Annotated in this window: 14 protein-coding genes and 1 tRNA gene; 13 read left to right on the forward strand and 2 right to left on the reverse strand. The window is 44.7% G+C overall.

Annotated elements, in window-relative coordinates:
• The first annotated feature begins 79 nt into the window (after positions 1-79).
• The 12 genes from MKY19_RS00845 (at position 80) to MKY19_RS00900 (ending at position 12242) form a co-directional block, all read left to right on the forward strand.
• The gene (locus MKY19_RS00845) at positions 80-1549 is read left to right on the forward strand and encodes a tagaturonate reductase (protein ID WP_339799685.1); all 1470 of its coding nucleotides are present in this window, start codon (positions 80-82) and stop codon (positions 1547-1549) included.
• A gap of 34 nt (positions 1550-1583) precedes the next feature.
• Positions 1584-3074, forward strand: a complete 1491-nt coding sequence (locus MKY19_RS00850; protein WP_339804090.1) for an altronate dehydratase family protein — start codon at positions 1584-1586, stop codon at positions 3072-3074.
• Between the two features lie 202 nt (positions 3075-3276).
• Positions 3277-3504 (forward strand): DUF1858 domain-containing protein, encoded by a 228-nt coding sequence (locus MKY19_RS00855; RefSeq protein WP_076299971.1) that lies wholly within the window; start codon positions 3277-3279, stop codon positions 3502-3504.
• A 41-nt stretch (positions 3505-3545) separates the two neighbouring features.
• Positions 3546-4808, forward strand: coding sequence for a DUF438 domain-containing protein (locus MKY19_RS00860; RefSeq protein WP_339799688.1), 1263 nt, complete (start codon positions 3546-3548; stop codon positions 4806-4808).
• Between the two features lie 209 nt (positions 4809-5017).
• Positions 5018-5968 carry an ROK family glucokinase gene (locus MKY19_RS00865; protein WP_042184026.1) on the forward strand — a complete coding sequence of 317 codons (951 nt, stop codon included), beginning with the start codon at positions 5018-5020 and terminating at the stop codon, positions 5966-5968.
• Positions 5969-6013: 45 nt separating this feature from the next.
• A complete protein-coding gene (gene rapZ / locus MKY19_RS00870; protein WP_042123306.1) occupies positions 6014-6913 on the forward strand; it encodes an RNase adapter RapZ in 900 nt (299 codons plus the stop codon).
• A gap of 57 nt (positions 6914-6970) precedes the next feature.
• Positions 6971-7918: a YvcK family protein gene (locus MKY19_RS00875; protein WP_179085868.1), complete on the forward strand. Its 948-nt coding sequence runs from the start codon at positions 6971-6973 to the stop codon at positions 7916-7918.
• A gap of 144 nt (positions 7919-8062) precedes the next feature.
• A complete protein-coding gene (whiA, locus tag MKY19_RS00880) occupies positions 8063-8992 on the forward strand; it encodes a DNA-binding protein WhiA (RefSeq protein ID WP_042123310.1) in 930 nt (309 codons plus the stop codon).
• 97 nt (positions 8993-9089) lie between these two features.
• Positions 9090-9359: an HPr family phosphocarrier protein gene (locus tag MKY19_RS00885; protein WP_036687106.1), complete on the forward strand. Its 270-nt coding sequence runs from the start codon at positions 9090-9092 to the stop codon at positions 9357-9359.
• Positions 9360-9509: 150 nt separating this feature from the next.
• On the forward strand, positions 9510-10265 hold the full coding sequence (locus tag MKY19_RS00890) for an SIMPL domain-containing protein (RefSeq protein WP_042184030.1): 756 nt from the start codon (positions 9510-9512) through the stop codon (positions 10263-10265).
• Positions 10266-10393: 128 nt separating this feature from the next.
• On the forward strand, positions 10394-11494 hold the full coding sequence (locus tag MKY19_RS00895; RefSeq protein ID WP_339799691.1) for a DUF4163 domain-containing protein: 1101 nt from the start codon (positions 10394-10396) through the stop codon (positions 11492-11494).
• A gap of 109 nt (positions 11495-11603) precedes the next feature.
• Complete coding sequence (locus tag MKY19_RS00900) at positions 11604-12242, forward strand: GDSL-type esterase/lipase family protein (RefSeq protein WP_076299968.1); 639 nt, start codon at positions 11604-11606, stop codon at positions 12240-12242.
• Positions 12243-12337: 95 nt separating this feature from the next.
• Here MKY19_RS00900 and clpP read toward each other — a convergent pair whose 3' ends face one another.
• Positions 12338-12934, reverse strand: coding sequence for an ATP-dependent Clp endopeptidase proteolytic subunit ClpP (gene clpP, locus MKY19_RS00905; protein ID WP_060626469.1), 597 nt, complete (start codon positions 12932-12934; stop codon positions 12338-12340).
• Positions 12935-13127: 193 nt separating this feature from the next.
• A tRNA-Arg gene (locus tag MKY19_RS00910) sits at positions 13128-13202 on the reverse strand.
• A 335-nt stretch (positions 13203-13537) separates the two neighbouring features.
• On the opposite strand from MKY19_RS00910, the gene MKY19_RS00915 reads away from it, so the two are divergent.
• Complete coding sequence (locus tag MKY19_RS00915; protein WP_042123320.1) at positions 13538-14590, forward strand: sugar-binding domain-containing protein; 1053 nt, start codon at positions 13538-13540, stop codon at positions 14588-14590.
• Positions 14591-14666 lie beyond the last annotated feature (76 nt).

Below are 14666 nucleotides of genomic sequence, written 5' to 3' on the forward strand. Positions count from 1 at the left end.
AAAATAGTAATAAAAATATTGTCTTATAAAGTATATTTAATTAGTTTTACGTGTGCATTTATAAATAGGAGGCGTTTATATGAACAGATTAAATAGTGATAGTTGGAGAGCTTACAAGCAATATCCTGAGAAGGTTCTGCAATTTGGAGAAGGCAATTTCATGCGCGCTTTTGTAGATTGGCAGATTCATACCATGAATCAAAAAACGGATTTCAATGGTGGCGTGGTGGTTGTACAACCGCTGGGCAACGGACTTGCAGAAATGCTAAATGCTCAGAACGGTTTATATACGCTTTATCTCCAAGGAATCAAAGATGGAGCAGCGGTAAAAGAACATGAGGTCATCAACTGTATTACACGAACGCTTAATCCTTTTGCCCAGCATGAGGAGTATATGAAGCTTGCCGAGAATCCAGAGCTGCGCTTTATCGTGTCCAACACCACTGAGGCGGGAATTGCTTTTGAAGCAGGCGACAAGTTAACCGATGCTCCGCAGAGCAGTTTTCCAGGTAAACTGACGGCCTTATTGTATAAGCGTTTTGAATTTTTTAACGGTGATGCTTCTAAAGGTTTTATCATCATTCCGTGCGAGCTGATTGACCGAAATGGGGATGAGCTTAAGAAGGTTATTTTGAAATATGCTGACCTGTGGAATCTGGGAGAGGGCTTTGTAAACTGGATGAATGAAGCCAACACCTTCTGCTGTAGTTTGGTAGATCGCATCGTTCCTGGATATCCAAGAGACACCATCGCTGAGATTACGGAAGAATTGGGCTATGAGGATAAGCTGGTCGTTGTCGGCGAGCAATTCCATCTTTGGGTGATTGAAGGACCGCAGTGGATTAAAAAGGAGTTCCCGGCTGAACTAGCAGGTCTTAATGTGCTGGTGGTGGATGATATGGCCCCTTATCGCACTCGTAAAGTGAGGATTTTAAACGGAGCTCATACAGCTATGACACCAGTAGCGTATTTGTACGGTATTGATACGGTTGCCGAGGCTATTGAACACGAAGAGGTTGGGGCGTACGTGAAGTCCTTAATCTACGATGAGATCATTCCAACGCTGGATCTGCCGGCAGAGGAATTGAATTCTTTTGCAGACGCGGTATTGGAAAGGTTCCTGAACCCTTATGTGCAGCATTACTTGATGAGCATCTCCCTTAATTCTATCTCGAAATTTAAGACAAGAGATCTGCCTTCTTTACTGCAATATGTAGAGTCCAAAGGACAATTACCCGAGAAGCTTGTTTTCTCATTGAGTGCATTAATTGCCTTCTATAAAGGACGTAGAGGGGAAGAAGAGATTCAGCTGGCGGACGATGCGGATATTTTGGAATGGTTCGCCTCCTTGTGGGGAGGATGGGATGGCACAGACACTGGGTTACGCGCACTGGCTGTCGAGGTATTAGCAGCGACAAACCGCTGGGGCTGTGATCTGAATGAAGTGGCTGGTCTTACTGACAAGGTGACAGAAGGGCTCATTGCGATTGAGAGAACAGGTATGAAGCAAGTGCTGCAAGCGTACGTGAAGAGACCTGCTCACAACTAATACACAGGAGGTGGATAACGACATGATTAAGACTATGAAAGAGGTACTGCAGATCAACGAGGCTGATAACGTGGCAGTTGCACTTAAAGACTATCAAGCTGGCGACACCATTGTGATTGGTTCAAAAGAGATTAAAATTACGGAAGATATTGCTAGAGGTCATAAAATTGCACTAACCAGCATTAGCGAAGGCGAGAATGTATTAAAGTATGGTTATCCCATCGGTCATGCTAAAGCGCCTATCGTGCCGGGCCAGTGGGTGCATACCCATAATACGAAGACAAACCTAACAGGGGTTGAGGAATATACTTTTGAGCAGAAGCTGACCCCCAATCCTTTTAAAGTAGAGAATTTGACCTTTAAGGGGTATCGTCGCTTTGACGGATCTGTAGGCATTCGTAATGAGCTGTGGATCGTCCCAACGGTTGGTTGTGTGAATGGAGTGGCGGAGCAGATCATCAATATTTTTAAGGCAGAGGTTGGTGATATCGCTCCGTTCGATAACGTGCTCGTACTGAAGCATAACTATGGTTGCTCCCAGCTGGGTGATGATCATGACAATACCCGTACAATACTTGCTAACGCGGTTAAGCATCCAAATGCGGGCGCCGTTCTTGTGCTCGGACTAGGTTGTGAGAATAACAATTTGCATATTTTTAAAGACATGCTGGGTAGTTACGATGACGATCGAGTGCGTTTTCTTGTCTCCCAAGAGGTTGGAAACGAGATTGAAGAAGGCGTAAAGCTGCTGAAGGAACTCTACAATAACGTACAGGGCGATCATCGGGAAGAAGTCGCACTCTCTGAGCTGAAGATTGGTCTGAAGTGTGGAGGCTCGGATGGCCTGTCCGGGATTACAGCGAATCCGCTTCTTGGACGTCTGTCTGACTATATGGCTGCCCAAGGCGGCACAACTGTACTCACTGAAGTACCTGAAATGTTTGGCGCCGAAAAGATTCTGATGGAACGTGCTGCAGACGAAGCTATTTTCCACAAAATTGTTGATCTCATCAATGACTTTAAGCAGTATTTCATGGACTATAAACAGCCGGTATATGAAAATCCTTCGCCAGGCAATAAAGCCGGAGGAATTACTACGCTTGAGGATAAATCGCTGGGTTGCACTCAAAAATCCGGTAATTCCACGGTAATGGATGTACTCAAGTACGGAGAGCTTATCACTAACAAAGGCTTAAATCTTCTTAACGCGCCGGGCAATGACCTAGTGGCTTCGTCGGCTCTGGCTGCTGCTGGCTGCCAATTGGTGATCTTTACGACCGGACGGGGGACGCCTTTTGGTACATTCGTGCCAACAATGAAGGTGTCTACCAATACCCCATTGTATGAAGGCAAACGTCACTGGATCGATTTTAACGCAGGTGTGTTGGTTGAAGATGGTTCTCCAGATGAGGTTCTGCGTGACTTCATTAACTACATTATCAGCGTGGCTAGTGGGGAATGGGTAAATAACGAGAAGAATAACTTCCGCGAGATATCCATATTTAAAACAGGAGTAACGCTATAATAAATAATTTATTACGAATTAGACTGTCCCTTATGCTATTTAGCGTAGGGGGCAGTTTTTTTAATTTCACATTATTCATAATCCATCTTTAAAAGAACGGTCCTTGCTTTCTTCTGATTTAGTGATTGCAATCACTATTGCTTTGTACGGCCTATGCTAATCTGTTGTTGAGAATAGTTCTCATATAAAGGAGAAGAGTCCAATGGAAAAAATGCTGCGAATGGATGAGTCTATCTTCGAGATGGTATCCCGGCATCCGGAGGTCGTTGAGATTATGGTAGAGCTGGGCTTTAAGGACATTGCTAAGCCAGGTATGCTGCAGACCGCTGGCCGTTTCATGACCTTATCCAAAGGAATCAAGCTGAAGAAAATGGATCTCGATACCGTGAAGTTAGCATTTGAACGACACGGCTTCGAGATTATGAAATAAAGGAATCTATCATCAAAATTTTCATTAAGGAGAGATCAATAATGAGTGAATTGATAAATAACCGCGAGTTTGATGTACCGGAGCAAACTCGTCGCCAAGCCATGCTCAAGGAGATTATTAAAGAACTGCATGCAGGCAAAAGTGTTGAAGAGGTTAAGGCACGCTTCGAGGAAGCTGTAGGTGATGTTACTGTTGCGGAAATCTCTGCAATGGAGCATTCGTTAATGACTGAAGAGGGAATTCCAGTATCCGAGGTACAGCGGCTTTGTTCGGTGCATACAGCAATATTCAAAGGCTCTATTGAGCAAATTCACCGTTCCTCAAAGCCTGAAGAACAACCCGGCCACCCAGTCCACACCTTCAAGCTAGAAAACCGTGAGATTGAAAGACTTGTGAACTTCCGTTTAGATTTGCATGCTACCAAATTCCAGAAGAATGACAGCGAGGAGCTGATCTTTAAGCTGCTGGAGGATCTTAGCTTACTGCTGGATCTAGATAAACACTATAGTCGAAAAGAAAATCTGTTGTTCCCTTACCTTGAAAAATACGGCATTTATGGACCAACCAAGGTAATGTGGGGCGTGGATGATCATATCCGTCGTATGATTAAAGAGGCAAAAGCAGCGCTCAGCAGCTACAGCGGAAATGCAGCAGATATTGGTGTTCAACTTACGGAGATCATCAAGGAAGTTAATGAAATGATTTTTAAGGAAGAAAATATTTTATTGCCTATGTCGCTGGATAAATTGACGGAAGACGAATGGGTCAAAATCGCTCGGGAGAGCGATGAGATCGGATTCTGCCTAACGGCGCCGGAGCAGGAGTGGATACCCGAACGTGCCGCAGAGCCGGAAGGTGCAGCATTGCAGGGTGAAGCAGTGGGAGCCGCTCCGCAAGAAGGGTTCATCCGTTTTGAGACAGGGCTGTTGTCATTGCATCAGCTCGAAACAGTACTCAATCACCTGCCAGTAGATCTGACATTCATTGATGAGAATGATGTCGTTCGATATTTTTCACACGGGAAGGAACGTATCTTTGCCCGAACTAAGGCAGTTATCGGCCGCACGGTACAGAACTGTCATCCGCCTCAAAGTGTTCATGTGGTGGAGAAGCTTCTGGAAGATTTTAAGGCAGGTCGTAAGGATGCTGAGGACTTCTGGATCAACATCAAGGATAAATTTATCTATATCCGTTATTTCGCCGTCCGAGACGAGACTGGTCGGTATATGGGTACGCTGGAGTTTACACAGAATATCGCACCTATCCGTGCACTGGAGGGGCAAAAGCGTATTTTGTCAGAATAAATGGGTGTTTTAGGTTATTTTCCAGATAATAATATAGTCAGAAGACTCTCTTACATAGTCGTAAGGGGGTCTTTTTAGAATATAATAGAGTATAGTATTAAAATAAGGAATTCCCGGGTGTGTTGTCTTTCCTTGACCACAGAGGGGGCTTCTATTATAGTTGGTACTTAGGATTAACTATTTTAGTATAAAAAAAGGTGGCTTGTTACATGTCTGAGAATATCTACGTTGGCGTGGATTTGGGTGGAACTGCAATTAAGGTTGGAATCTGCAATGCTGAGGGAACGCTACTGCATACTTATGAGGGACCCACAGGAACTGCAGAAGGTGTCGATACTGTTATCGATAATATCGAGAAGTATGTACGCCAAATTGTGGAGGATTCCCCGTACTCTTGGGATCAGCTTGCAGGTGTAGGCGCGGGCGTAGCAGGGTTCACAAATATTCGTGAAGGAATCATTATCCTTGCGCCCAACATAGGATTTAAAGATGTGCCGATTCGCTCCATTTTGGAAGATCGCTGGAACAAGCCTGTCAAAATAGACAATGATGCGAACGTGGCTGCACTGGGTGAAGCCTGGAGTGGTGCAGGACGCGGGATTGAAAATTGTGTCTGCTATACGCTAGGAACAGGTGTTGGTGGCGGAATCATTATTAACGGAAAGATTTATCAAGGTTTTGCAGGTCTAGCAGGTGAGCTTGGCCATATCACTGTAGTGCCGGATTTGGAAGCCATTCAATGTGGTTGCGGTAATATGGGATGTCTGGAAACCGTTTCCTCCGCTACAGGAATTATTCGTATGGCTAACGATGCAGTAGCTCGTGGTGATCGTACTTCCCTCTCAATGGTAGAGAAGATTGCTGCGAAGGAAGTCTTTGATGCGGCTAAGGCTGGCGATGAAGTAGCGATTCGCATAGTAAACCGTGCAGCATACTACCTGGGTAAATCTATGGCTTCTGTTGCAGCCGTGCTTAACCCTGAGGTCTTCATCATTGGTGGTGGTGTGTCTAAGGCTGGAGATATTCTATTTGATGAAGTTCGTCGTGTGTTTGCTAAGCTCGCACCGGCTCCGCTTCAGACTGGTGTTTCGATTATTCCTGCAGAGCTTGGTAATGATGCAGGTATTGTGGGTGCAGCAGGTCTTCTGCTTCGTTCTTAAAAGATAGGGAGTATTCATATACTAATTTAGGGAGGGGACGCTTTAATGACCGAATTGGACAATACTCCAACGGCTGGAGCCACCCTGATCATTATTACCGGAATGTCAGGTGCGGGTAAGACAATTGCTGTGCAGAGTCTGGAAGACCTAGGGTTCTTCTGTGTCGATAATTTGCCGCCGGTGCTGATCCCTAAGTTTGCAGAACTGATTGAGCAGTCGAAGGGTAAGATCGCCAAGGTAGCGCTTGTGATTGACCTGCGCGGTAGGGAATTCTTCACTGCTTTGTCCGAGTCTCTAGCCTATATTAAAGATGAGTCAACCATTGGCTGTGAAATCTTGTTCTTGGATGCTACGGATTCGGTGCTTGTGCAGCGTTACAAGGAAAGCCGGCGTCATCATCCTCTAGCGCCTAAGGGACTTCCGCTTGATGGTATCAAGCTGGAACGTAAAATGCTTGAGGAATTAAAGAATTCAGCTACATTATGTCTGGATACTAGCAGTATGAAACCAGTGCAGCTCAAGGAGAAGATCGTTTCTCGGTTCTCGCATTTAGGAAAAAGTACACTCTCCGTCAACATTACATCGTTCGGATTTAAGTATGGTATTCCTATTGATGCAGACCTCGTCTTCGATGTTCGCTTTTTGCCTAACCCACATTATGTGGATCACCTGCGGCCAAAAACAGGTCAGGACAGCGATGTCTATGACTATGTAATGAAGTGGCCTGAAACACAGGTGTTCCTGACCAAACTGCTCGATATGCTTCATTTCTTAATTCCGCAATATCGTAGGGAAGGTAAATCCCAGATTATTATCGGCATTGGCTGTACAGGCGGGAAACACCGTTCAGTAGCCATTTCTGAATATTTGGGCAAAATGCTGGGCGTCAGCGAAACGGAATCCGTAGCCGTTAGTCATCGGGATTCCGAGCGTGATCGGCACTAATGAGAGAAGGGGTCCATAGTGGCTGAAGAACAAAGACAGCGTCCACGTATCGTCGTTATGGGCGGTGGCACGGGGCTATCTGTCATGCTTCGCGGCTTAAAAGAAAAGCCGCTAGATATTACAGCTATAGTTACCGTAGCAGATGATGGAGGAAGCTCGGGCATTTTGCGCAGTGAACTGCAAATGCCGCCTCCTGGGGACATCCGTAACGTATTAACAGCTATGGCTGATGTAGAGCCGCTCATGGCGGATATTATGAGATATCGTTTCAACACGGGCGAAGGCTTGGCGGGTCATAGTCTTGGCAATTTAATTCTTGCCGCGCTTACAGATATATCTGGCGATTTTGTCACAGCTGTTCGTGAGCTTAGCCGATTATTTGCTGTTCGTGGACGGGTATTACCCGCTGCGGGGGATGCCGTAGTATTGCGTGCAGAAATGTCGGACGGCACGATTATCACGGGTGAATCTAAGATACCGGAAGCAGGCGGAATCATTAAACGGGTTTCTTTGGAGCCTGCTGATGTGGAGCCGTTGCCTGAAGCACTTGAAGCGATTCGAAATGCTGATGCAATTCTTTTGGGGCCAGGTAGTCTATATACGAGCATTCTTCCGAACCTACTTGTTCCGAAGCTAGCAGAAGCAGTTGTATCTTCTGATGCAATCAAAATTTTTGTCTGCAATGTAATGACTCAGCCTGGTGAAACGGATAATTATACTGTAAATGACCATCTACAAGCCGTTTATGATCATATTGGGATTCATTTATTTGATTATATTATTGTGAATGACGGTGAAATTCCAGAGCAGGTGCAGTCGAAATACGCTGAGAAGGGTGCACGTCCGGTACAGCTCGACAAGGATGTACTAGAAGGCAGTGCATATAAAGTTATAGCGGATAAGCTAGTGTTATTCCGAACTTATTTAAGGCATGATACCGATAAGCTTAGTCATCATATCTATCAGCTTGTGCAAGATTGGATAAACAGAAACCCTAGGGTATAACTTAAAATATAAGAAAATATAAGTTTTACACCTATACTTTCTTATATTTCTCGCTTAAACGCTTACCGTCCTCAAAAGGACGCCGAAGGCGTTTATGCTTGTATATATGAATGACGTACTTATTTTCAGAAAGAGGTGAGACCCTTGTCTTTTGCGGCCCTTACAAAAAAAGAGCTGACGATGGTGGAGAGTGAGCCCTGTTGTGAGAAGGCGGAAATGTCAGCGCTTATCCGTATGAATGGATCTGTGCAGCTTTCAAGCAAAAAGGTGATTCTCGACATTTCGACGGAGAACGCCGCGATTGCAAGGCGGGTATATTCTTTGCTTAAGAAATATTACCAGGTCCATATTGAGCTACTCGTGCGTAAAAAAATGCGTTTGAAGAAAAATAACGTTTATATCGTTAGAATCCCTAGTCGCGTACAGGAAATCTTAAATGATCTTAGAATTGTGTCCGAAGGATTTATTTTTACCGACGGTATTGATAAAGAGATTGTTGGGAATAACTGCTGTAAGCGTGCTTATTTGCGGGGTGCCTTTTTGGCGGGCGGATCCGTTAATAATCCGGAGGGTTCCTCTTACCATTTGGAGATTTCCTCGATGTATGAGGAGCATTGTAAGGCGCTGGTCGATCTGGCTGGTGAATTTCACCTAAACGCACGCTGCATTGAACGTAAAAAAGGGTTCATTCTATACATTAAAGAAGGCGAGAAGATTATCGAATTCTTAAGTCTGATCGGGGCGCATCAAGCGTTGTTCAAATTTGAGGATGTAAGAATTATGCGCGATATGCGTAATTCCGTGAATCGGATCGTGAACTGCGAGACCGCGAATCTCAATAAAACGATAAGTGCCGCGGTGCGGCAGATTGAGAATATCAAACTGCTGCAGCGAGAAGTAGGTCTGGAGAGCTTACCGGATAAACTGCGGGAAGTTGCAGAAATTCGAATGGCACATCCGGATATCAACCTTAAAGAGGTTGGTGAAATGCTGAAAGGTACGGTTAGTAAGTCCGGAGTAAATCATCGACTTCGTAAGATTGATGAACTGGCGGACAAGGTTCGAGGCGGCTAGTCACTTTTTTTCTAGTGTGGTTTACGTTATAATGATATAATAATATAAAATTAATGTGAAATTTTTGGGGAGAACTCAATTAGGGGGTAAGCGTTTCATGACAAAGCACCCGGTAGTTGTTCGGTTGAAGACAGGGCTACACGCTCGACCGGCAGCATTGTTTGTGCAAGAAGCTAACAAGTTTTCGTCGGAGATTTTCGTGGAAAAAGACGATAAAAAAGTAAACGCCAAAAGTATTATGGGTATTATGAGCCTAGCGATCAGTTCCGGCACGGAGATCTATATCAGCGCGGATGGTGCAGACGCGGATCAAGCTGTAAACGCTTTGACGAGTCTCGTCAGCAAAGAAGAGCTTGAGAACCAATAATCTTTTGAAGTGACTTTTTATCGCATGACTAAAAAGCCCCCAGGGGCTTTTTTTTATACCAAAAAATAGATTTTAACTGTGCAACATTTACCAAAAAGACTCGTCTAGAGGATAATAACAAATCACAAAGGATGAAAGGGGCTGGCAAATATGAAAGGTTTGGTAAAAAAGATTGGTTCAGTGTTGATCGTAGGAAGTTTGTTGATTGGAGGGATTAGCATGAGTGGAGTCTTCCAAGGTCCCGCAAAGGCTTACGCAGATGAAGTGCAGAAAAATGTCGTTAGTGTAGTAGGTAAAGGTGAATTGTCCATCAAGCCGGATATTGTATACTTGTCCATCGGTGTGGATACTACGGCTACAACTGCGCAAGAAGCGCAAAAAACAAATGCTGCTAAAATCCAAAAGATCACTACACTACTGAAGGGGACTTGGAAAATCGCAGATAAGGATATTCAAAGTACCCAATTCTATGTGCAACCCAACTACAGTTATAGCGAAAAAGAAGGACAGCAAGTGAAAGGATACAACGCGAATCATACACTGTTAGTGTCCTATAGAGATCTGACCAAGGTTGGTGAATTGCTAGACGCTGCATCTGCGGCGGGGGCAAATAATATCGGAAATGCACGTTTTTCCGTGGAAGATACTTCTGCCTTTGAAGCTCAGGTGATTGAAAAGGCGATGGCGAACGCAGATGTTAAAGCAGGAGCTATTGCTAAGGCGGCTAAACGTAGCCTGGGTCAAGTAATCACGGTCAGCCAAAATGATGGCAATGTCACTCCGGTTTATTTTGAACAGAATCTAAAAATGGAAATGGCTGCAGCAGATGCTGGTGCAAGCACATCCGTTCAACCGGGAGTAGTTAAAGTTACAACACAGCTGAGCGTAATGTATGAATTGAAATAGTAGCAGAACAAGATGATTGCAGAGAGGAGAGGTGATCTTCCACTAGTAATAGTGGGGGGCGCCTCTTTTTTTTTGTGTAAATTCTCCAAGATTAGGTTTAATAAACTGGAAAGGAGTGGGAAAATTAGATGGTGAATATTTCAAAAGAAACAGTACGCAAATGGGGCATAGGTTTGATGTCGGCTGGATTATTGCTTGGTGGAGGATTGCTGCCCAGTGATACGGGTCATGCAGCTTCTGATCAGACGAAGAGCAAGGCTATTGCTACAAGTATAGTTTTAAAGGCGAACGGGGTGATTTCACAGCAGACAGGTATTCTGCAGGAAGGGAAGGTCTGGATTCCGATTACCTTTATGCGTGATGTGCTGCAATTACCTCTAACTTATGATAAAAAAGAAAATGCATACACGATCGGAAAGGGAACGACTAAGGCCAAGTTGCTGTTATCTAGCTATGGTACTTCAATTTGGGTGAACAATTATTACATTCGAGAGTATGAAGGAAAGCTAATAAACAATCGGCTCTATGTTCCATCAGGTCTGTTAAATGATTATTTAGGCTATAAAGTGGATTGGAGTCGGGGCTCTAGTAGGTTGAATGTGGTGAATAGATCACAGAATGCGTTGATAGTAACCACAGAGACCTATGCTAAGGATCGAAAAGAGGCTTTGATCCAGCTTGATTATCCGAAGTTTAGTGGATTAAGCAATTCCAATGCACAGCAGGCCATGAATGATATTTTGAAAGAAAGTGCCATGAAATTTGCTGCAAACGCAGAGAAGGATATCTCGAATCGATCCGGGTCAGAGCCTAAGTATACCTATGATATAGAATATATGGTGACCTACAATCAGGATGGTGTGATCAGCTTAGTGATGTCACAGTATAGCGATACGGGCGGCGCTCATGGTATGACCAATCGGGAGGCGTTTACCTTTTCGCTCAAGGATGGCAAACGTCTACTGTTGGGCGACCTGTTCGGAGCTAACCCAAACTACAAAAAAGAGTTGAATGCTAAGTTGAACAAGCTAGTAAAAGCGGAGGAAAGTTATTTGGGAGGATTCAACGGATTGAATACGGAAAAGTATTTTTATCTGAAGGATGATCAGGTCGTTCTGTTCTTCCAATTGTATGAATACACAGCTTATGCTGCGGGGTTCCCGGAATATCCCTTTACTTTCAAAGAACTGTTGCCGGAAGGCGGTAGCCCATTTACTGCTGTAAAATAAATAGAGAAGTCGTAACCGCTAGTGTCACCACTGGACATCTCCCCCTTACCAAAATGACCTCGAATTCATATGCTAAATGGAGTAACTAGTTTATGAACGGGGGAGAGCTATGAGCTATCAATACACTGCAATTGGCGATTCCTTGACGACTGGATTTGGCGCTCTGCCAGGTAACGGTTTTGTACCGGTGTACCGTAGAATGGCGGAAGGGAGACTGCGTTCTAATGTAGCCTCTACGAATTTGGGCGTGAATGGATTGACTACTTCTGAACTGGAACAGCGGCTACGGGGGAGTGCGATGACTCGCGAAGCCATTCGAGCAGCCGACATCATCACTCTATCCATCGGTGGCAACGATTTAATCCATGCTGCGAAGGCTGCAGCTAGACAACCTGAAAATTTATCTAAAGAGCTGCGAAGATCATTGCAAGAATGCAAACAAAATTTTGCTGCAATTATGAGTATCCTCTTCCAATTGAAGACGGGAACGCGTAGACCTTTTATCATTCGGATTGTGGGACTGTATAATCCTTATCCTCAGGTAGTGGGTGCTACAGAGTGGGTGCGGCAGTTTAACCGCTATGCCTCACAGTACAGTAGCCGAGTATGTGGGTTTGCTTCTATCTATAGTGAGTTTGCAGGAAATGAGAGAGGGCTATTATCGATTGACCACTTACATCCGAATGGCCGAGGCTACCGTGTGATTGCTGAGAAACTCGATGCGCTTGGATATGGCGGTTTGATTTAATTGAGATTCGTATGAAGTGATGGTCTGAAAAGTAAAGAGGCTGTGCGCTAACCATCAAGTGGATAGGGCACAGCCTCTTTGTGTTGTTTTATAGCTTACACACCGCTAGGCAGTGTTTTCTCGATGACTTTATCAACGATACCGTAAGTTGCCGCATCTGCAGCAGTCATGAAGTAATCACGATCTGTATCCTTCTCAATACGTTCTAGCGGTTGACCCGTACGTTCTGCAAGAATACGATTCAACTTATCACGCAATTTGAGGATACGGCGGGCACGGATTTCGATATCCGTTGCTTGACCTTGAGCACCACCCAGAGGTTGGTGAATCATGATCTCACTGTTAGGCAGTGCGAAGCGTTTGCCTTTAGCGCCAGCGTTAAGTAGGAAAGCTCCCATAGAAGCTGCCATACCCACACAGATGGTGGAAACGTCCGGTTTAATGTACTGCATTGTATCAAAAATAGCCATACCTGCAGTAATGGAACCGCCTGGGCTATTCACATAAAGGTGAATGTCCTTCTCCGGATCTTCGGCAGCCAAGAACAGCATTTGTGCGATGATAGAATTGGCTACCACGTCATTAACCTCCGTTCCAAGGAAAATGATGCGGTCCTTCAGCAGGCGGGAATAGATGTCATAAGCGCGCTCACCGCGGTTGCTCTGTTCTACTACCATAGGAATATAACTCACGTGGAAAACCTCCTTGATATTGGTTCTTCAAATGTATTCATTTTTACTCTTGCCGTATTACCCACATGATAAACAAATTCAAACAAAAAGTCAAAGAAAGTCAAACTTATATTCAAAAAAAAGAGCCGACACGCGGCTCTTTGGTTAAGTAGTAGTATAGGCACTACTAAATTATGTACAAAAGTGAAATTAATGGCGCGCCCGCCAAGAATCGAACTTGGATCTCAGGCTTCGGAGGCCTACGTCATATCCATTGGACCACGGGCGCAACAAAAATGATTATAATACAATTTCTGTGCAAATGCAATGAATTAATAATACTGTACACAGGCTCTATCCATAGTCTTCAAGGTGGACAAGCGTACATTGTGTTTCAATCAGCGAAAGAATCTGGATTGTTAATGACAGGTTTTTTGGAGCTGAATCTCTTTCCCAATCCTATAAATGTATAAGAAGACAAGCGCTTGAGAATTCTACTCTCGGAAGACTTGCACTTCGAGCAATATTTGGTTAGAATATGAGTGGGACTTAAAAAGTTTACCCGGGACATTTTGAGACCATGAACAAGGGAATAGAGGAAGACGAAGTTGCAGGAGTGAAAGTATGCGTAATTTATTAGATATCCAAAAGCAGCTTCTGCCTGATCTCATGGAAACCCTTAAGAGACGGTACACGATTCTTCATCAGATCATGCTGTCCGATATAATTGGGCGCAGAACGCTTGCCGCTTCACTTGATATGACTGAGCGGGTACTGCGTGCCGAGACGGATCTTCTGAAATCGCAAGGGCTCATTGAGATCGAGAGCGTTGGCATGCGCATTAGCGCTGCTGGGCGTAGACTGCTTGATTTGCTAGAGCCGGTCGTTAAGAGCCTGTTTGGTCTGGATGAGCTGGAAGAGAAAATTCGGGCAACGTACGGTCTGGATAAAGTTATTGTGGTGCCGGGTGATTGTGAGTCATCGCCGTTCACCAAACGTGAGCTTGGCCGAGCGGGTGCAAAAGCGCTGCTCAGTGTACTTCGTACAGATGATATAGTTGCTGTCACAGGTGGATCAACGCTTGCCGATATGGCTGATCAACTGACACCGCCGTTATCCCTTTCCTATAAGAACGCTTGGTTTGTTCCGGCGCGTGGTGGATTAGGAGAGAGTATGGAGATTCAAGCCAATACGATTGCCTCAACAATGGCAAAGCGGGTAGGAGCGAATTACCGGTTGCTGCATGTACCTGATTTACTTAGTGGGGATGCCTACCAGTCACTAGCACTTGACTCTAATATTGGAGAGATTGTACAAATCATCCGCAGTTCGCGTATTATTGTACATGGGATTGGGGATGCCATTGAAATGACTCGCCGCCGCAAGCTGGATGAGGCAACTGTCTCAGAAATCCAGGGTGAGGGAGCCGTGGCTGAATCCTTTGGGTATTACTTTAACGAAGATGGTCAGGTTGTCCATACGATGCTTACGATGGGACTACGTCTAGAAGATATTGTTCGGACGGAGACAGTCATCGGTATTGCTGGAGGCAAACCAAAGGCCAAAGCCATTCATGCCATGCTGCGTTTCGGGCAGGAGAATATACTCGTCACCGACGAGGCTGCTGCTGTGGAAATCGGCAAGGAAATTGATAATCAGTTACAGATATCCTCGTAACTCACTAGAGCATATATCTTGTATCATACTTAACATTGTTGTCATGACAGGCTTCACGGTCTGTTTTGAATAAATA

The sequence above is a fragment of the Paenibacillus sp. FSL R5-0744 genome (assembly GCF_037972555.1).
Classification (GTDB): Bacteria; Bacillota; Bacilli; order Paenibacillales; family Paenibacillaceae; genus Paenibacillus_AQ.

What these genes read in the sequence shown, in the direction of transcription:
- MKY19_RS00845 (WP_339799685.1), top strand. Translation starts at nt 80, where the DNA reads ATGAACAGATTAAATAGTGATAGTTGGAGAGCTTACAAGCAATATCCT.
- MKY19_RS00850 (WP_339804090.1), top strand. Translation starts at nt 1,584, where the DNA reads ATGAAAGAGGTACTGCAGATCAACGAGGCTGATAACGTGGCAGTTGCA.
- MKY19_RS00855 (WP_076299971.1), top strand. Translation starts at nt 3,277, where the DNA reads ATGGAAAAAATGCTGCGAATGGATGAGTCTATCTTCGAGATGGTATCC.
- MKY19_RS00860 (WP_339799688.1), top strand. Translation starts at nt 3,546, where the DNA reads ATGAGTGAATTGATAAATAACCGCGAGTTTGATGTACCGGAGCAAACT.
- MKY19_RS00865 (WP_042184026.1), top strand. Translation starts at nt 5,018, where the DNA reads ATGTCTGAGAATATCTACGTTGGCGTGGATTTGGGTGGAACTGCAATT.
- rapZ (WP_042123306.1), top strand. Translation starts at nt 6,014, where the DNA reads ATGACCGAATTGGACAATACTCCAACGGCTGGAGCCACCCTGATCATT.
- MKY19_RS00875 (WP_179085868.1), top strand. Translation starts at nt 6,971, where the DNA reads ATGGGCGGTGGCACGGGGCTATCTGTCATGCTTCGCGGCTTAAAAGAA.
- MKY19_RS00885 (WP_036687106.1), top strand. Translation starts at nt 9,090, where the DNA reads ATGACAAAGCACCCGGTAGTTGTTCGGTTGAAGACAGGGCTACACGCT.
- MKY19_RS00890 (WP_042184030.1), top strand. Translation starts at nt 9,510, where the DNA reads ATGAAAGGTTTGGTAAAAAAGATTGGTTCAGTGTTGATCGTAGGAAGT.
- MKY19_RS00895 (WP_339799691.1), top strand. Translation starts at nt 10,394, where the DNA reads ATGGTGAATATTTCAAAAGAAACAGTACGCAAATGGGGCATAGGTTTG.
- MKY19_RS00900 (WP_076299968.1), top strand. Translation starts at nt 11,604, where the DNA reads ATGAGCTATCAATACACTGCAATTGGCGATTCCTTGACGACTGGATTT.
- MKY19_RS00915 (WP_042123320.1), top strand. Translation starts at nt 13,538, where the DNA reads ATGCGTAATTTATTAGATATCCAAAAGCAGCTTCTGCCTGATCTCATG.